An 18665-nucleotide genomic window follows, 5' to 3' on the forward strand; every position below is an offset into this window, starting at 1 on the left:
CCAATGGCCGCATAATAGGCTAACTTTAAGACGAACTATGCCCTACAATAATTTCTCATATCCAAGATGCAGCTCAATATATATCGAACAGATCCAGCAAACAATCTTTACTAAGTTTTAAACCAAAACACTAATTCAATCCGTTCTTTAAAAAATGCCATAGAACCTAACCAATAGCTAAGTCTGATGGCGCAGTACGTTTCAAATCTCTTTCTTTAATAGTCTGGCGCTTATCGTATAGTTTTTTACCACGTGCCAACACAATAGCTAGCTTAGCAAACCCACGTTGATTGATAAACAATTCCACTGGAATAATCGCAAGCCCTTTGGCTTGATTTTTGCACAATTGTTGCAATTCTTTTTTTTGCAATAATAATTGACGATCACGCTTCTCTTCATGATTGTAGAGGTTACCATGGATATAGCCACCTATATGCATCCCTTTTATCCAAAGTGACCCTTCTTTAAAGTAACAATAGGCTTCCTGCAAGGAGGCTTTTCCCATTCGAATGGACTTTATTTCTGTCCCTTGCAACATAAGACCAGCTGTATACCTATCTAAAAAAGTATAAGCAAAATGGGCCTGTCTATTCTTAATGCAAAGCTTTGTAGGAAATGGCGTTTTCTTACCTGACATTGGCGTTTAAAACATAATCTGTATGGACTTTTTCCAAAGCTAAAAAATAAAATGGTAAAAGCAGTCAAACCTTATCCATTACTGGCGACTACTACACAAAATAAAGCTTATGTTACTTCCATAGAGGGTCAAATTTTAGACGGATCAGATCATATTCTATAAAATTATACTATATTGCACCAGAAGTTTGCAGAAGCATAAAATGGTTTTTATATTATGAAACAAAGACCTTGGATCCAACATTATCCGCTTACTATCCCGGATACCATTGATACGACTAGATATACCTCATTGGTCCATTTCATGGAAGAAGTTTTTGAGCAATACAAAGATTTGCCTATGTGCGAAAACATGGGTAAAGTATTGACTTTTAGTGCAGTAAATAAGCTATCTAAATCTTTTGCAGCTTATATTCAGCAGCATACTAATTTATCAGTAGGATCACATGTAGCCGTTCAACTACCCAATCTATTGCAATATCCGATTGCTGTATTGGGTATGCTACGTGCTGGACTAGTAGTAGTGAACATCAATCCACAGTATACCCCTTCTGAAATGGCCTACCAATTTAAAGATGCGGGTGTGCGTGCGATTGTTATATTAGAAAATTTTGCCCACAAATTGGTTGAAATTTTGCCCGATACATCTATCCAAACTATTATTGTAACCAAAGTAGGTGATATGCTTGGTTCCATAAAAGGAAGAGTGGTTAATTTTGCAATAAAGCATATTAAAAAATTGGTACCTACTTACCAACTACCACAAGCCATCTCTTTCAAAGAAGTTTTAGAAAAAGGGAAAAAATCCATTTTTCGTCCGCTTGCTTTAAAAGCTTCTGATACAGCTTTTTTACAATATACTGGCGGGACGACAGGTGTATCCAAGGGGGCAATCCTCTCTCATGGGAATCTTACGGCCAATTTCCAACAATTGGATCCTGTGTTGCGTCTTGCCTTAAAAGAACAAGAAGAACGAACCATACTTCCGCTACCACTTTATCATATTTTAGGATTATGTAGCCTATTTGCCATGGCTAAGCTGGGCGCAAAGTGTTCGCTGATTACGAACCCTAGAGATATTCCAAAGCTTATAAAAACATTGCGAAAAATCAAACCTACTTGTTTAATAGGCATTAATACACTGTTTGAAAAGCTATTGGCACATAAGCAATTCAAAAAACTAAAGCTTTCTTCTTTAAAGCTTACCATGGCAGGTGGTATGAAAACAGAAAAAAAAGTTAAAAATCAGTGGGAAAATTTGACAGGTAGCAAGCTTATAGAAGGTTATGGGCTAACAGAATGTTCGCCGGGTATCTCGACCGATATGATCAATGGCAATCATATACCACTCCCTGGCACATTTGTGATCATAGCCGACGAAACGGGTAAAGAGGTGCCTTATGGAACAGCTGGTGAACTACTGATTAAAGGACCTCAACTGAGTCAAGCCTATTGGCAAAAACCAATTGAAACAGCAAGTGCCTTTGTGAATGGATGGTTTAAAACAGGAGATATTGCCACTATGGATGTAAATGGATTTGTATCCATAGTGGATCGTAAAAAAGACATGATCAATATTTCTGGCTTTAACGTATACCCAAATGAAATAGAGCAAATTTTAATAGGTCATCCAAAAGTGCTAGAAGTAGGTGCCATTGGGATTACCGATATGTCACTAAAAGAAGCAATTAAAGTTTTTATTGTGAAAAAGGATCTTACCCTTACTGCTGAGGAGATTATAGCGTATTGTAAAACAAAAATGACCGCCTATAAGGTACCTAAATATGTCGAATTTTGTAATAGTTTACCTAAGTCACCTATAGGTAAAGTATTAAGGAGGTTATTAAAGAAATAGACAGGCAAAAAATTCCTCCATCCCATTCATACATTGTCGTACGACTAAATAGCTTCGTAAAACACGATGAAGGCCTACGCGTAAATAGAAAAAACATTTACAAAGTGTTTTTTGATTGATACAAAAACATATATTCAACTTAGAGGTGAAACCTATTTTATATACTTTTTTCTTGACAAAAAAGTATATAAAATCAAACCTTTTGGAAAAAATTTCGATATGCTATACTATTTATTCAAATATTTACATGCTACCTTTCAGTGGCCTGGAACCGGTTTATTTAAATATATTTCTTTCCGAGCCGCTATGGCAACCCTTAGCTCTTTTACCATCATTTTTCTACTCGGTCAACGCTTTATAGACACTTTAATTAAAAAAAAAATAACAGAATCCAATCGATCATTAGGGTTTGAAGCCAAACAAAAAATAGATACGCCTACCATGGGAGGTATACTTATTATACTGGCAACCGTTGTGCCTACTTTGCTCTTTTCAAAATGGCATAACATATACATTATTTTAGTATTAACCACTACTATTTGGATGGGGCTAGTTGGCTTTTTGGATGACTATATCAAGGTATTTAAAAAACAAAAAAATGGACTAAATGGATGGATCAAACTATCGGGCCAGGTTATTTTAGGTCTTATCGTGAGTACTACGCTTTATGTTCACAAGAACGTAGTCATACGTGCGTTACCCATCACTCCTGACCAAACCGTTACTATACCATCGGATCAAGTCATCCCTCCTACATATAATGACACAAAATCTACCGAAACAACTATTCCTTTTTTAAAAGGAAATGCATTAGATTATGCAAAAATAACAGCCTGCTTACTAGGCAATACAAATTATACATGGATCATTTATATGTTGGTAGTTGTTTTTATCATTGCTGCTGTCTCCAATGGTTCAAATTTAACCGATGGCCTTGATGGATTAGCCGCTAGTACCTCTGTAATCGTTGGTACTACATTAGCCGTTCTTGCTTACTTATCTGGACATATTATATTTGCCCAATATTTAAATATTATGTATATCCCAAATTTAGGGGAGCTTACTATATTTTGTTGTGCCTTTGTGGGGTCATGTATGGGCTTTCTTTGGTATAACGGCTACCCCGCACAAATTTTTATGGGTGACACAGGCAGCTTAACCATTGGTGCGGTTATTGCTGTAGTAGCCATTTGTATTCGAAAGGAACTGATGATTCCCATGCTATGTGGCATATTTCTGATGGAAAATCTATCAGTAATATTGCAAACCAGTTATTTTAAATTTACCAAAAAACGTTATGGAGTGGGTAAAAGAATCTTTAAGATGGCACCTTTCCACCACCACTACCAGAAACTAGGGTGGCACGAATCAAAAATTGTGACACGATTTTTTATTATCAGTCTTTTATTAGCGATTGCCACCTTAGTGACGCTAAAAGTCCGCTAGTAATGGATTAACTCCTTTTTGTTCTTTTACTTTCAGAACCATAATAAAAAAACTTTTATATAGTTTTTACGCCTTCTTTTTCCTATTTGCTAATTTTTTAAATGTCTATGACCTACTTGGGTTACCCGCTACACATGACACACTCTTTTGTCCCTTCAGGACCCGAGAAAAGTGTTGACACTTTTTCCCCTTTTTGTATGGTAAACTTAATCGCATCTGCTGCAGCTTTGGTACGTAAATAATACATCCCTGTTTTTAACCCTTTTCTCCAAGCATAAAAATGCATAGAGGTTAGTTTAGCCATAGTGGCATCCTTTACATAAAGATTTAGACTTTGGCTTTGACAAATATAAGGCGCACGATCTGCTGCCATATCAATGATAGACTTTTGAGGAATCTCCCAAACGGTTCTATAGATCTTTTTAATATACTCAGGAATACATCCAATCTGTTGAATAGAGCCATTACCCATTATCAACGCTTCTTTCACTTGTTCATTCCAAAGTCCAAGCTGAATCAGATCTGCCAATAGATATTTGTTTACAACAATGAATTCCCCAGAGAGGACTCTTCGGGTATAAATATTGGCCGTATAGGGTTCAAAGCATTCATTGTTACCCAGTATTTGGGAAGTAGAGGCAGTAGGCATTGGTGCAACCAATAGTGCATTTCTTATACCATGTTCAGCTATTTCTTTGCGTAAATGATTCCAATTCCACCTACCGGAGGAAGGGGTTACCCCCCACATATCAAATTGAAGGATACCTTTGGACATGGGCGATCCAGGATAACTTTCATATACGCCTTCTTTTTGGGCCAAATCTTTAGAAGCAGTTAATGCGGCAAAGTAAATGGTCTCAAAGATCTCTTGATTGAGTAAGCGTGCTTCTGGGCTGTCGAAAACAAATTTCATTTTAAGAAAAGCATCTGCTAATCCCTGTACGCCAAGGCCTATGGGTCTATGCTTTAAGTTAGAATAGCGTGCTTCTGACAAAGGATAGTAGTTTCGATCAATCAATTTATTAAGATTTTTAGTGACCAAATAGGTTACTTCATATAATTTGGTATGATCAAAGGATCGATTATCATCTACAAACATCGGCAATGCAATAGAAGCAAGATTGCAGACTGCGACTTCATCAGGTGAAGTATATTCTATGATTTCTGTACATAAATTACTAGATTTTATAGTGCCTAGATTTTTTTGATTAGACTTTTCGTTGGCCGCATCTTTATAAAGCATATAGGGCGTTCCCGTTTCTATTTGTGCCTCCAGAATCGCAAACCAAAGCGTTTGTGCTTTAATAGAAGTACGGGCCCTACCTTCTTTTTCATACTGTTTGTATTTTTCTTCAAATACTGCCCCATAACAGTCTGCGAGTCCTGGTGCTTCGTTGGGACAAAAGAGTGACCACATTCCATCTGCCTCTACACGTTGCATAAATAAATCTGGAATCCACAGCCCATAGAAAAGATCTCTAGCCCTTCTTTCTTCTTTGCCATGGTTTTTTTTCAATTCTAAAAAGTCAAAGATATCCGCATGCCAAGGTTCTAGATAGATGGCAAAACTACCTTTTCGTCTACCTCCTCCTTGATCTACATAACGAGCAGTCATATCAAAATTGCGCAGCATCGGCACAATCCCATTCGACATGCCATTGGTCCCTCGAATATAAGAACCAGTTGCACGTATATTATGAATGCTTAGTCCAATGCCTCCAGCAAATTGTGATATTTTGGCACATTGTGTAAGAGTGTGGTAAATGCCTTCAATACTATCATTTTGTATCGTTAATAAAAAACAGGAAGAAAGCTGTGGTCTAGGTGTGCCTGCATTAAAAAGCGTAGGAGTGGCATGTGTAAACCATTTTTCAGACATGAGTTGGTAGGTTTCAAGCACAGCGTCGAGGTTATCACCATGAATGCCTAGTGCGACACGCATTAACATATACTGAGGCCGTTCGACAATTTTTCCATTTATTTTTAACAGATAAGAACGTTCCAGTGTTTTAAAGCCAAAAAAATCATAGTAAAAATCACGTTCATGTACAATCGCATCATCTAAAGTAGCTGCATGTTCCGAAACGATCTTATAAATGGCTTTGTCTATGAGAGAAGCATTCGTTCCAGTTGCAGGATTTACATAGGTGTAGAGCCTTTTTATGGTACTAGAAAAAGATTTACTGGTTGCTTTATGTAAGTTAGAAATGGCTATTCTAGCTGCTAGAATAGTGTAATCTGGGTGATATACAGCCATTGCTGCTACGGTTTCTGCTGCCAAGCTATCTATAGCTGAAGTCGCTACCCGATCATGAATACCTTCAATAATCTTTTTAACAATAGCAATTATATCGATATAATCCCTATTTAATCCATAGCAAAGTTTCTCTATTCTAACGGTTATTTTATCGAATTTAATTGATTCTAAGCGTCCATCTCGTTTTACAACTAACATCTACTTTTTATAAATTTTTGATGATGCATCAAATGATAGGCGATGCTATACTAAGCTTACGGCTTGCCCACATAGCATACCTAAAGCGGTACAAATTTAATGGTTTTAGCTTACCTAATCCAACTTTATGTTGAATGATGCAGTTCTTGAATGGTTAGGATACTTTTGAACTGATCAAAAAATAGCCCGTATATTTATTTGACGCTGTGCGTAAAACAATATCTATCAGCATACATGCTAGGTATGCACACGGATTGATGAAACCTAAAATGGCTCATCTAGCTTAAATCGTGCTTTATCTTTATCCTCAGAGAGGCTGTTCATTACACCTGATTTTTGGTATTCTCCTACCCTTTTTTCAAAAAAATTTGTTTTTCCTTGTAGGGCAATCATTTCCATAAAATCAAATGGGTTGGTTACGTGATAGATCTTTTTACACCCCAGCTCCAATAGCAACCTATCTGCAACAAACTGAATGTACTGGGTCATCAACGTTGCATTCATGCCAATTAACTTAACGGGCAAAGCATCAGATACAAATTCACTCTCAATGGCTACTGCATCGGCTATAATTTGGGCCACCTGTTGTTCTGGGAGTTTATGTTTGATATGCCCGTTGTATAGCAAACAAGCAAAATCACAGTGTAATCCTTCATCTCTGGAAATAAGCTCATTAGAAAAAGTGAGCCCCGGCATTAAGCCCCTCTTTTTAAGCCAGAAAATAGCACAGAAACTACCCGAAAAAAAGATGCCCTCTACTGCTGCAAAGGCAATTAATCGTTCTGAAAATGATCCTTTACTAATCCAGCGCAACGCCCAATCTGCTTTTTTACCAACCCATTCAATGGTTTCTATAGCATTGAATAATCTGTGGCGTTCTATGGGATCTTTGACATAGGTATCGATCAGTAAAGAATAGGCCTCAGAATGTATATTTTCAATAGCTATTTGGAATCCATAGAAAAATTTTGCCTCTGTATATTGTACTTCATTGGCAAAATTTTGAACTAAATTTTCATTCACAATCCCATCACTGGCGGCAAAAAAAGCAAGGACATGGGTAATAAAATGCTTTTCGCCCGATGTGAGGTTTTCCCAGTCTTTTATATCTTGACTAAGATCGATCTCTTCAGCGGTCCAAAAACTGGCTTCGGCTTGTTTATAAAAGCCCCAAATATCTTGATGTTCAATAGGAAATAAAACAAATCTATTTTTATTTTCTTGTAAAAGTGGTTCATCTACATAGGTGTGATTGCGCATCTGATTCTTTCGTTTTATATTATTTGGCAAGTACTATATAATTGTACGCTACAGGCTGTGTGCAGAACAAACTTAGTCAAATGCAACCAAAGGTTCAACATTAGACATAGCTTCGAAAGCTATTTACCTTATCTATTTTCTTCTCTTCAAAAACTATCACGTCAAATAATTAATGATAAAATATTTTGATGGTTAATAACAAAGGACTAGATTTGAGGTATATATTCCTTTATCCTTTGATCCAAACTAACTCTATGATTCAAACATAAGTCTAAAGTTAGCTGTATCAAAAGATAGTTTTGAGATTAATGGTTATTACTTTAGAATCTTTAATTGTATCACTATGGTTGTTGCACAGCTTTATTTCTACCTTTTTTTGATCGCTGCGTCCCTTATATTTTTTTATTTTTTCCCAGTTGGTCTTTGGATTACGGCCCGTTTTTCAGGCGTACAAGTTGGGTTATTTGAGTTGGTTTTTATGCGGATTCGTAAAGTGCCGCCTGCTGTTATTGTAGATGGACTGATTGTAGCTACTAAGGCAGGTCTCAAGTTAACCTTGACCGAGGTTGAAACCCATTATTTAGCCGGTGGTCATGTACCATCTGTTATTAAAGCACTTATTTCTGCAGACAAAGCCAATATTGGTCTTTCCTTTAAGCAAGCTACTGCAATTGACTTAGCTGGTAGGGATGTATTTGAGGCCGTCCAAATTTCTGTTAACCCAAAAGTAATCAATACGCCTTCTGTAGCGGCTGTGGCTATGGATGGTATTCAGCTCATTGCGCAAGCACGGGTTACGGTTAGAGCCAATATTCAGCAGTTGGTAGGGGGAGCTGGGGAAGAAACGATTTTGGCGCGTGTAGGAGAGGGAATCGTTACTTCTATTGGTTCTTCTGAAAGTCACAAAGAGGTATTGGCTAATCCGGATAGAATTTCACAGCTGGTATTGAATAGAGGATTAGATGCAGGAACTGCTTTTCAAATACTTTCTATTGATATTGCAGATGTCGATGTAGGTGAAAATATTGGTGCTAAGCTCCAGATTGATCAAGCCAATGCCGATTTACGTGTAGCTGATGCTAAAGCAGAAGAAAAGCGTGCCATGGCAGTAGCTTTGGAGCAAGAAATGAAGGCTAAATCTGAAGAAGCTAGGGCTAAGGTTATTTTATCTGAAGCAGAAGTGCCACAAGCTTTGGCCTTTGCTTTAAGAAATGGACAGTTGGGTGTTATGGATCATTATCGCATGCAAAATATAAAAGCAGATACCCAAATGCGTGCTAGTGTAGCAGCAGATGATCTGCTTCCAAGTAAAGGAGATTGATTTAATAAAAATAACCAATAGAAAAATATAGTTCCTTATTTTATTTTTTATTCCCTCAAATTAGCAGTAAAAAGCCATTTGATCATCTCTTAAACATTGTAGCATTGCTAGTCGAGATGGATTGGTCATTCTATTTGGTTTTTGTATCGATAGATTTGCATGCTTTTCGATAGACTACATGCATCAATTGCCCTATACAGCACCCCAATAGAGCACCTGCAAAAACATCCAATGGGTAGTGTACCCCCCCATATATGCGACCATATGAAACAATAGTAGCCCAGATAAAAAACAAGTAACTAAATTTGTACTTCTCCTTAAAAATGCGCCAAAAAAGCATTGCAAAAGCATATGTATTACTGGCATGAGAGGAGGGGAAACCATATAGGCCCTTATAGGTGCCAACAAGATGAATTTCTATGGTAGGCAATATACAACAAGGGCGATATCTTGCAAAAAATGGTTTAAGCCATGTAGCAGAACATTGATCTGCTATAATAATTGTTAAGATAAAGCAGATCACACCATTCCAGCCCAATTCTTTTTTAATCAACCATATAAGCAAAACATAAAGTGGAATCCAAAAAAAAGCACTGGTTACTAGTATAAAAAATAAATCTATGGTAAAATGGTGCCATTGGTTTAGTACAAAAAACAATGCTCGATCTAAGCTATCCACAATGGTTAAGATCAATGGTTTAAACTGTATGGATGGCATCTCATGCATCATGTATTGATTGGTTATGCCCATAACAGATAAGAAGTGTCTTGCTAATGTTTTAGTAGATCTGGCCTTCTTTTTTTTGTTCTGTCTATCTTTTCTTGCTGCATCCACTCCTGAATAGCTTTATGATTACCAGAGCATAATACATCTGGAACTTTTTTACCCTCAAAATTGTAAGGTCTTGTATAAGCAGGTGGTGCTACGCATCCATCTTGAAAAGAGTCGGTCAGTGCAGAAGAAGCATCTGATATAACACCTGGTATAACCCGAACCATTGCGTCTGCCAAAATCAGTGCAGGGAGTTCTCCTCCAGAAAGCACGTAGTCTCCAATACTAATTTCTAAGGTAATAAAGTGCTCACGTATCCGTTCATCTATGCCCTTATAATGGCCACACAATAGCATCAAATGCTGCTTGAGTGAACATTTATTGACAAGATTTTGATCCAATCGCTCGCCATCTGGAGCCATATATATAACCTCGTCATACTGTCTTTCTTTTTGCAGTGCCCTAATGCAATTCACAACTGGCTCTATCCTTAACAACATCCCAGCAGCGCCACCATAGAGTTGATCATCAATTTTACCATGTTTACATGAGGTATACGTACGCAAGTTATGTAGGTGGATCGAAAGCAGTTGCTGTTGTATAGCTCTTTGAAAGATAAAATGTTTAAGTGGACTTTCAAATAACTCAGGACAACAGGTTATAATATCAATTCTCATCCAAATAGGGAAAACAGAGCATAAAGGGCAACCATATAAAAAAAAGATGTAGCGAGGAGGGGAGTTGAACCCCTGACCTTCGGGTTATGAATCCGACGCTCTAAACCGCCTGAGCTACCTCGCCATAAATTATCTTTTATTTAGGTTGTATAGGTATAGTAAATTGTACTTATATTTACTGTAAAGTTAGCCACAAATTCACAAAAATGAGCAATATTTTTATCAAAAAAATTGATAAGCTACTACTACGCACCTTTATACCCACCTTTCTGCTATTGCTTGTCCTGGTACTGTTTGTAATGGTTATACAAGCTTTTTTCATGTATTTTAGTGGAATTGCAGGTAAAGGGTTGGGCATGGACATCTATATAAGGTTGTTTTTTTACTTGTCTTTATCTGCATTACCTGCAGCGTTTCCTATTGCCATTCTAATAACCTCTCTTATGGTTTTCGGTAATCTTTCTGAAAGCTTTGAATTAACTGCTATGCGTTCTGTAGGCCTTTCGTTACAACGTATCCTACGGTTACCTTTTATATTTATTCTTGTTTTAAGTGGATTGTTCTTCTATTTTCGGAACTATATTTATCCAAATAGTAAACCTGAAATATTTAATTTAGTTGAAGATATTTTTGAAAAAAAATCCACTTTGTTTATTCAAGAAGGTATTTTTTGTAATAATATACCAGGATATAGTATTCGGGTAGACAAAAAAAAAATAGATAACGAACATATGGAAGGCATTATAGTCTATGACTATAGCAAAAGATATGGAACCGTTTCTATAACCATTGCAGAGAAAGGTAGACTCTACACTACAGCAGACAAAGGCTATTTAGTCATGGAACTAACCAATGGACATAATTATCTAGAGCCTTTGCCTGCTAAAAATAATCATACGGATCAAAAACCATCTTTTTATAGAAATCATTTTTCAAATCAAAAAATAAGGATTAGCTTAGAAGCTTTAAAATTTGGCAAAACAAAAGAAAAATATGCATATGATCCTAGAACAAGAACCCGTCCAAAGCTCAAAAAAATGATTAAAGAAAGAGGGAAGCAAGTTGTTCACTGGGAGCAAAAGATTAAAAAGTTGCTTGCTGAACAGGCTATTCGGTACCATTCTGTAGAACAACTTAACGGGGTAGATCCATATACAATGGAAAAATTGCCATTACCTGCCCCACAAGCAACCCAATATGCTGATTTTATATTATTTAGAGACCAACTTATAGCGCATAAAACGCATACAAATATAGCCTCTGATAGGAAACCCTATGACTACTATACCTTGCAAAAGGTTGTTCAAGAGGCCTTGCATAACGTAAAGAAGCTAAACCATAACTTAATGATCCAAGAAGATAATAAAAACTTATTCAATGCTGCATTAAATCAAGCTTTATATGAACAAGAATTTCGATTTGCAGTAGTTATAAAATGTGTGATTATATTTTTGTTAGGTAGCTCCCTAGGCTGCCTCATTAAGCGAGGTGGTTTTGGAATCTCTGTAATGCTTAGCTTCTTTTTTATACTGCTGGAATATATTCTTTCTATAGTTGGAGAAGATTGGGCAACAGCAAATACCTGCTCTATGTTTATCTGTGTTTGGTTGCCTAATTGCGTATTGTTGCTCTTTTCTGGCGTATTTTTAACAAAAGCACAGCATAGTAGAGAATTATCCTCAATCAATTGGCATGCTTTGCATACAAAAATTAAAAGAATATTCAGCACTAAAATCAATAGGGCACCAAGTGCATAACGCATTGAATCCATCACTTTAGCCAACCCTCCACAAGCGTTTGTAAAACAACTATTGTTTAATTTTAACCCAAAGTACTGAATATATTTTCAAGTTGTTTTTTAAACAAAACAACCCTAACTTTCTATAAAATAAGTTTTTTTTCTAAAAGTACAATTAGCAATATTGATACAACATATGCACATTTTATTGTCAGTTGTATCAACACATTTAAGCAAAAATGGTCCTTTTTTGTATCGCTCATCGTTACTTATATTGCGTTTATGGAACAGCTCACAGAAAAGCATAAAGGGGAAATAGTTAAAAAAGCCATTAAAAAATCTGGTTACCAAATGAAAACAGTAGCTAAGAGATTAGGTATTGTCCGCAATACCCTTTATACCAAGTTAAAGCAAGCAGAGTTAGAAGATTCCTTTATTATACGTGTGGGCAATATCATACACTACGATTTTTCTGACATTTTTCCAGAAGTGTATAAAAGAGTAGCTGCTAAATTTACAAATAGCTTTGAGCGCATCTATCCAGATAAGTCTGTAGTGGTTCCTGACGCTGATGAATTGCCACTTTATGACCATCTATATAAAAATCCATATTTCTTTAAATTACACGCTTTAAGAGAAAAATATATAAAACTCATGGAGGATTACGATAAACTTTTTAAAGCTTTAATTCTTTTAGCTAACAACAACGAATCGGTAGAGCTTAAAAAGGAAATTATAAAGCTTATAGAGAAGGAAAGAAAAGAAGATTAAATAAAAGAAAATATCCTACAAGCCATTTCCCATAGCCTGTTCATAGAGGTCTATCTGGATGTATAGCGCATCCTCCTGCAATAGCCATCTTCAATTTTAGCATAAAACAACAAACTTAATTTCGTAAGTTACAGCTTTATTATTTTTGTATATTTATCAATTCTTATACAATATTTGTACATTTAATGAGCAATTTTATGTAAACTTATTGTGTAACTATACTATTTTTTGTTTTATTTTCAGAGATTTATATTCTAGCCATGGAACAACATAAAGGAAAAATAGTAGAAGAGGCTATTAAGAAAAGTGGTTTTCGAATGAAAGCATTGGCTAGTAAGCTAGGTATTGCGCGTAATACGCTTTATACTAAGCTAAAGAAAGCAGATATAAAAGAAGACTTTATTATACAAATCGGTAAAGTAATACACTATGATTTTGCCAATGACTTTCTAAATATAGATGCAAAAAATAAAAAACAAGATAACGGTGAGAGGCGTCATTACGTCCCTGAGGGAGATGGATGTAAGTATAGCGATGAGTCAAGTGGTATGATAAGCGACCCCTATTTTATTCGATTACAAAAGTTGAATAAAAAATATTTGCGACTGATGGAAGATTACCATAAGCTTTTAAAAATTTTAATTGTATTGGCCAATAATAACGAGTTGGTAGACGTTAAGCAAGAGATTATGACATTCATAAACAATGAAGAACGGGAAGATTAAAAATATTCGTCCATGTTTTCTTGATGCCATTCAAAAACAATCAGGCAAATCATAGACGTTTTATATAAATATGCCCAACAAAAGATCTTAAATTAAGATAATTGAAAATGATTGATCAACCAATAAATTTAAAAACAGGGCTTGCTGAAATGCTAAAAGGAGGTGTCATTATGGATGTTACCACTTCAGATCAAGCAAAGATAGCAGAAGAAGCAGGCGCCGTTGCTGTAATGGCTTTGGAGCGGGTTCCCTCCGATATTCGGGTACAAGGTGGAGTGGCTCGTATGAGTGATGTGCAGAAGATAGGAGAAATCATGGAAGCTGTTTCTATTCCAGTTATGGCTAAAGTTCGTATTGGCCACTTTGTCGAAGCGGAAATATTAGAAGCATTAAAGGTTGATTTTATCGATGAAAGTGAGGTTTTGACCCCAGCAGATGGCGCCTTTCATATTAATAAACATCGGTTTAAAATTCCCTTTGTCTGCGGATGTTGTAATTTAGGAGAAGCGCTTCGTCGAATTGGAGAAGGAGCAGCCCTGTTACGCACAAAAGGGGAGGCTGGTACAGGAGATGTGATTCAAGCAGTTAAACACATGCGTACTATTCAGCGTCAAATTCGATCCCTTGCTAATTTGAGCACTGAAGAACTTCAACACACCTCAAAAGAGTGGGGTGCTCCTCTACATTTGGTCGAAGCAGTTGCAAGGGAAGGTAAATTGCCTGTACCTAACTTTGCAGCCGGAGGTATTGCTACTCCAGCAGATGCTGCTTTAATGATGCGTTTAGGGGCAGAAGCCATTTTTGTCGGGTCTGGAATTTTTAAGTCAGAACATCCGAAAAAACGAGCAAGTGCAATTGTACAGGCAACCACCCACTTTCAAGATCCAAATATTCTGGCAAAAGTATCTGAAGCTTTAGGAGCGCCTTTATTAGGAACGCCTACTGATCATCTTTCAGAAAAAGAGATCTTTGCCAACAGGGGATATTAAAATGTTTGGTATACTTGCTTTACAAGGAGGATTCGGCTTGCATCAAAAGGCTTTAGAACGATTTGATATCCAAAGTCAATTGATAAAAAAGCCAGAAGCACTAGCCCAAGTACAGGCTTTAATTATTCCTGGAGGAGAATCAACTGCACTATTGAAGCTTATGAAGCTTTTGAACTGGAAAGAAGCCATCATAGCATTTGCGCAACAAGGGAAACTAATTTTGGCCACTTGTGCGGGTCTCATTATCCTATCTCGTCCCACTTCTGTTGCAAGGGATTATCTAGGGCTTATTGATATCGAAGTAAAGCGCAACGCTTATGGTCGGCAAATCAATAGTTTCGTCGGATTGGGAACGAGTTTATTGGGTATATCGCCTCTCAAAATAGTGTGCATTAGAGCTCCTGAGGTTACTTTTGTAGGTCAAGACGTAGAAGTCCTTGTTTCCTTAGCAGGTAGACCCATGTTGCTGCGTCAAAATAATATTGTGGCAGCTACTTTTCATCCTGAATTAAGCCCAAACCATTCGTTTTACCGTTGGCTTACCCAGCTAATATCCTGAGTAGAGCTAAGAATAGCCAGCGGGTTACAGATCTGTAATAAACAGTATTGAGGTTATTCTAACGGCCTCATAGCCCTATTTTTTAAGCTTAATAGACTTTTTCCATACAACCGTTAAAATAGAAAAGAGGGCTAAAATCGCTATATGGAGACATATATAAGCCCATCCTATCCCTAAAAAAGCTAATTTGGTACGCCACAAAGGAATCTTTCGAAATACTAAAAAGGTAAACAAGAGTATTAAGAATCCCTGTTTAGGATAGGGTATTGGATAACATCTTTGACCCATATAATAACCGAGTAAAGCCATAACCACCGCACCACTGATGGAGGCATATACACAGCCCCAATGGCCGAATCTTGGTATCAGCAGAAAGGCAGTAAGTCCAATCACTAGACTGCCCCATGCACTGATCCAAGTATTGTATTGGGTATGATTACTCAATTTAAAAGCAATACTCAAGTTGTAATAGATGCCTAAAATAATATGCACAAATGCTAAGTAGGGTACAGTGTCAATCGTATCACGATATCTTGCGTTTGGAATGAGGATCTTTGCGATCCAATCTACATTTATACTTAGCAGCAATAGACAAAAGCAGGATACTAGTATAAATACATACATCGTTTGACTATATAATCTTCGTGCTTCTTTTCGATCTGAGTTGGCAAAAAAGAATGGTTCTGCAGCATATTTAAAAGCTTGAATCCCTAGTGTAATACATATCGTCAGCTTACAAGAAGTACCAAAATTACCTAATATTTCCTCTTTTGTATGGGTGGTATAAAAATTATTGGGAACTAATTTTCGAAAACATAAGAGTGGTAATGTTTCATTAACCCTAAAAAATAGAATGCTAAAAAAAGAAGTTGCGGCATAACGACCTATCATTTGTATTGTACGGCCATGCCAAACCCAATAGAATCCTTTAAATTGAGCGAATAAAAGGGCTAAAGCAGTTAGGCTAGACAACAAATTGGCTATAAAAACAGCATCTAATTCATTTAAGGCTACCTGTATATGCAAACCATTACCTATCCAATAAGCTATACTGTTTAAACATATAGGATAGTAAAGTAATACAAAAGAAAAAATAATATGAGCAAAAGCTTGCAAAAATTTTACGAACAAAAATCGAAAAGTCTTTTTTTCTACACGTAGCCTCGCTAAGGGAATCATCAGTAGCGTATCTAGTACAAGTATCCCAGTCATATAATAGAAATAGCGTATATGGACTAAGTGATTGGTTAGCTTTGCAATTTGTGGTATAAATAGAATCAGTAGAATGGAAAAAATAAAACTGGTAATAAGTAATATGGTTATAACTGCATTAAAAGTATAGGATTTTCCTAATCTATGTACAAACCTCAAATAGGTTACATCCATGGCTAAATCGTAGATGACATGACCCAAGGCAATGTAACTACCATAAAACTCTGTAACAATGCTGTAGGCACTTGGGGTTAGTAGATTGGTTTGAAGTAGTAAAACCAGATAAGAACATCCGCGCACTATAATATTGCTTATGCTATATATAATGGTTTCTTTACCTAGTGTTTTTACCGTGTGATGCATCGTAACCGTTAGATATGTTTGCCTAGTGAATAGCCCCCTTTTTTGAGTTGATTGCACTTGCTCTGCGCCACGTCAACAGCAATTTTGATGCCATCAACCCGCGTAACTATGCATAGGGCATCTAAAAATTTGTCGACTATTGTACGATTGATATAGAAAGTTTTTCCCAGATTAGGTCTTTAAGGTCGATGATACCCTCTCCCGTAGCAGCGGAAACAAAACAGCATGTGATTCCCTTAGGCAAGTTTTGCAACAAAACTTTACGTGCCGCTTGGCTTAGTAAGTCTACTTTTGACACAACCAATAACCTTGGTTTATCTAATAACAAAGGATTATGCGCTTCCAGTTCGCTCAGTAACATTCTATAACCACTATTGATAGCATTAGATTCTGCGCTGACCATAAATAGTAAAACTGCATTGCGCTCAATATGGCGTAGAAAACGGCTGCCTAATCCCCTTCCCGCAGCTGCGCCCTCTATAATCCCTGGAATATCTGCCATAACAAAAGATTGCTGGTCTCGGTAAGCCACGACACCAAGATTGGGTACTAAAGTAGTAAAGGGATAGCTATCAATGCGGGGCTTAGCTGCTGATACAACCGAAAGCAACGTAGACTTACCTGCATTTGGTAGACCTACCAGACCCACATCTGCCAATAATTTTAATTCGAATAGCATCCAGCCTTCCATACCTGCTGTTCCTGGATAAGCTATACGGGGTGTTTGATGGGTAGGCGTTTTGAAATGGGTATTGCCCCAACCACCTTTTCCCCCTTCCATTAAGATATATTTTTTTTTGTCCTCTAGCACTTCCAGAAATACCTCTTCATTATCTGCGCTTTTGGCTACTGTTCCTAATGGAACATCTATGATTACATCTTTTCCACTTGCGCCAGTTTTACAGCTATCGCCACCTACTTCCCCATTCGCAGCAATGATATGTTTTCGATATTTAAGATGAAGCAAAGTACCATATTGTTTCGCACCACGTAAAATGATATGCCCGCCTCTACCACCATCTCCTCCATCTGGTCCGCCTTTTGGAACAAATTTAGCACGTATAAAATGGATCAACCCGGCTCCTCCCTTTCCAGCGCGTAGGTAAAGCTTTACATGATCAATAAAATTGGGTGATGACATAGTTGTTATAGCTTTAGCCGATCTATAATCGTTTCAATAGCTTTAGTCACTTCGTCTATAGCTTCCGTTCCATCTACACGATATAATTTGTTTTGGTCTTGATAATAGTTGAGGATAGGTAGGGTCTCTTGTTGGTATATGTGCATACGTGCTTTAATTTTATGATCATCCTGGTCATCAGGCCTTGCTTCAATAGTTGCCCGATGTTTAAGCCTTTTTAGTAAGTGCACGTCGGGTACATCTAAAAAAATTACGCCATCTATTTTAGCATGGTATGATACCAAACAATCATCTAAGAAGATTGCCTGTACAATAGTTCTTGGAAAACCATCAAATAATAAGGATGCATTAGAAGGTTTTGCTTGTACAAGTTCTGTTACAATTTGAAAAGATAGATCATCTGGTACCAATTGACCACTATTAATATACTCCTCAATACGTGCTTTATTGGCTCCATTTTCTGCTATTTGTTGGCGCAACAAAGCGCCTAAAGCGATCGACATAAAGCCATATTTTTGAATCATCCGTTCAGCTTGTGTGCCCTTTCCAGACCCAGGAGGGCCCACTAGAATAATATTTAACATAAATAGGTAACAATGGATTGTAAAATCTGAAATTTAATATAAAATTAAGAATAATGGCACATAGCGCTTAAAAACCTGAACACTGGATTAGATTTTAATTTTTGAGTTTAAAAAAGCTCCTTAAAATTACCTACTTTTTAATAGATACAAGAGAACATTTT

At 36.8% G+C, this 18665-nt stretch carries 16 protein-coding genes and 1 tRNA gene; 8 read left to right on the forward strand and 9 right to left on the reverse strand.

The window, feature by feature from the left end; all coding sequences use genetic code 11:
- Window positions 1–166: 166 nt before the first annotated feature.
- Entirely contained in the window at window positions 167–637 is a 471-nt protein-coding gene (gene smpB / locus ACRRVD_RS02920) for an SsrA-binding protein SmpB (RefSeq protein ID WP_432461651.1), read from the reverse strand.
- A gap of 216 nt (window positions 638–853) precedes the next feature.
- Here smpB and ACRRVD_RS02925 point away from each other — a divergent pair, with 216 nt between their 5' ends.
- A complete protein-coding gene (locus tag ACRRVD_RS02925) occupies window positions 854–2491 on the forward strand; it encodes an AMP-binding protein (RefSeq protein WP_432461652.1) in 1638 nt (545 codons plus the stop codon).
- 219 nt (window positions 2492–2710) lie between these two features.
- Window positions 2711–3937 (forward strand): phospho-N-acetylmuramoyl-pentapeptide-transferase, encoded by a 1227-nt coding sequence (mraY, locus tag ACRRVD_RS02930; RefSeq protein WP_432461653.1) that lies wholly within the window; start codon window positions 2711–2713, stop codon window positions 3935–3937.
- Between the two features lie 121 nt (window positions 3938–4058).
- On the opposite strand, the gene ACRRVD_RS02935 is transcribed toward mraY, so the two are convergent.
- Window positions 4059–6392: a ribonucleoside-diphosphate reductase subunit alpha gene (locus tag ACRRVD_RS02935; protein ID WP_432461654.1), complete on the reverse strand. Its 2334-nt coding sequence runs from the start codon at window positions 6390–6392 to the stop codon at window positions 4059–4061.
- A 264-nt stretch (window positions 6393–6656) separates the two neighbouring features.
- A complete protein-coding gene (locus tag ACRRVD_RS02940; RefSeq protein ID WP_432461655.1) occupies window positions 6657–7652 on the reverse strand; it encodes a ribonucleotide-diphosphate reductase subunit beta in 996 nt (331 codons plus the stop codon).
- Between the two features lie 343 nt (window positions 7653–7995).
- On the opposite strand from ACRRVD_RS02940, the gene floA reads away from it, so the two are divergent.
- On the forward strand, window positions 7996–8973 hold the full coding sequence (gene floA, locus ACRRVD_RS02945; RefSeq protein ID WP_432461656.1) for a flotillin-like protein FloA: 978 nt from the start codon (window positions 7996–7998) through the stop codon (window positions 8971–8973).
- A 130-nt stretch (window positions 8974–9103) separates the two neighbouring features.
- Here the strand turns inward: floA and ACRRVD_RS02950 are convergent, their stop codons facing one another.
- The 3 genes from ACRRVD_RS02950 to ACRRVD_RS02960 form a co-directional block, all read right to left on the reverse strand.
- Window positions 9104–9808, reverse strand: a complete 705-nt coding sequence (locus tag ACRRVD_RS02950; RefSeq protein ID WP_432461657.1) for a phosphatase PAP2 family protein — start codon at window positions 9806–9808, stop codon at window positions 9104–9106.
- Complete coding sequence (trmD, locus tag ACRRVD_RS02955; RefSeq protein ID WP_432461658.1) at window positions 9745–10422, reverse strand: tRNA (guanosine(37)-N1)-methyltransferase TrmD; 678 nt, start codon at window positions 10420–10422, stop codon at window positions 9745–9747. The genes ACRRVD_RS02950 and trmD overlap by 64 nt, the downstream gene beginning before the upstream one ends.
- Before the next feature lie 49 nt (window positions 10423–10471).
- A tRNA-Met gene (locus ACRRVD_RS02960) sits at window positions 10472–10546 on the reverse strand.
- 82 nt (window positions 10547–10628) lie between these two features.
- Between ACRRVD_RS02960 and ACRRVD_RS02965 the strand changes: the two genes are divergently transcribed.
- The 5 genes from ACRRVD_RS02965 (at window position 10629) to pdxT (ending at window position 15204) form a co-directional block, all read left to right on the forward strand.
- The gene (locus ACRRVD_RS02965) at window positions 10629–12179 is read left to right on the forward strand and encodes an LptF/LptG family permease (RefSeq protein ID WP_432461659.1); all 1551 of its coding nucleotides are present in this window, start codon (window positions 10629–10631) and stop codon (window positions 12177–12179) included.
- A 263-nt stretch (window positions 12180–12442) separates the two neighbouring features.
- Window positions 12443–12931, forward strand: a complete 489-nt coding sequence (locus tag ACRRVD_RS02970) for a helix-turn-helix domain-containing protein (protein ID WP_432461660.1) — start codon at window positions 12443–12445, stop codon at window positions 12929–12931.
- 260 nt (window positions 12932–13191) lie between these two features.
- Window positions 13192–13656, forward strand: coding sequence for a helix-turn-helix domain-containing protein (locus ACRRVD_RS02975; protein WP_432461661.1), 465 nt, complete (start codon window positions 13192–13194; stop codon window positions 13654–13656).
- 107 nt (window positions 13657–13763) lie between these two features.
- The gene (pdxS, locus tag ACRRVD_RS02980) at window positions 13764–14645 is read left to right on the forward strand and encodes a pyridoxal 5'-phosphate synthase lyase subunit PdxS (RefSeq protein WP_432461662.1); all 882 of its coding nucleotides are present in this window, start codon (window positions 13764–13766) and stop codon (window positions 14643–14645) included.
- A 1-nt stretch (window position 14646) separates the two neighbouring features.
- A complete protein-coding gene (pdxT, locus tag ACRRVD_RS02985) occupies window positions 14647–15204 on the forward strand; it encodes a pyridoxal 5'-phosphate synthase glutaminase subunit PdxT (protein WP_432461663.1) in 558 nt (185 codons plus the stop codon).
- Between the two features lie 75 nt (window positions 15205–15279).
- Here pdxT and ACRRVD_RS02990 read toward each other — a convergent pair whose 3' ends face one another.
- The 3 genes from ACRRVD_RS02990 to ACRRVD_RS03000 form a co-directional block, all read right to left on the reverse strand.
- On the reverse strand, window positions 15280–16779 hold the full coding sequence (locus ACRRVD_RS02990; RefSeq protein ID WP_432461664.1) for a lipopolysaccharide biosynthesis protein: 1500 nt from the start codon (window positions 16777–16779) through the stop codon (window positions 15280–15282).
- Window positions 16780–16915: 136 nt separating this feature from the next.
- A complete protein-coding gene (gene obgE, locus ACRRVD_RS02995; protein ID WP_432461666.1) occupies window positions 16916–17920 on the reverse strand; it encodes a GTPase ObgE in 1005 nt (334 codons plus the stop codon).
- 5 nt (window positions 17921–17925) lie between these two features.
- Complete coding sequence (locus ACRRVD_RS03000; RefSeq protein ID WP_432461667.1) at window positions 17926–18504, reverse strand: adenylate kinase; 579 nt, start codon at window positions 18502–18504, stop codon at window positions 17926–17928.
- Between the last annotated feature and the right edge of the window lie 161 nt (window positions 18505–18665).

Origin of the sequence: Candidatus Cardinium hertigii (assembly GCF_050864915.1) — a bacterium.
In the GTDB taxonomy this organism is placed as follows: Bacteria; Bacteroidota; Bacteroidia; order Cytophagales; family Amoebophilaceae; genus Cardinium; species Cardinium hertigii_D.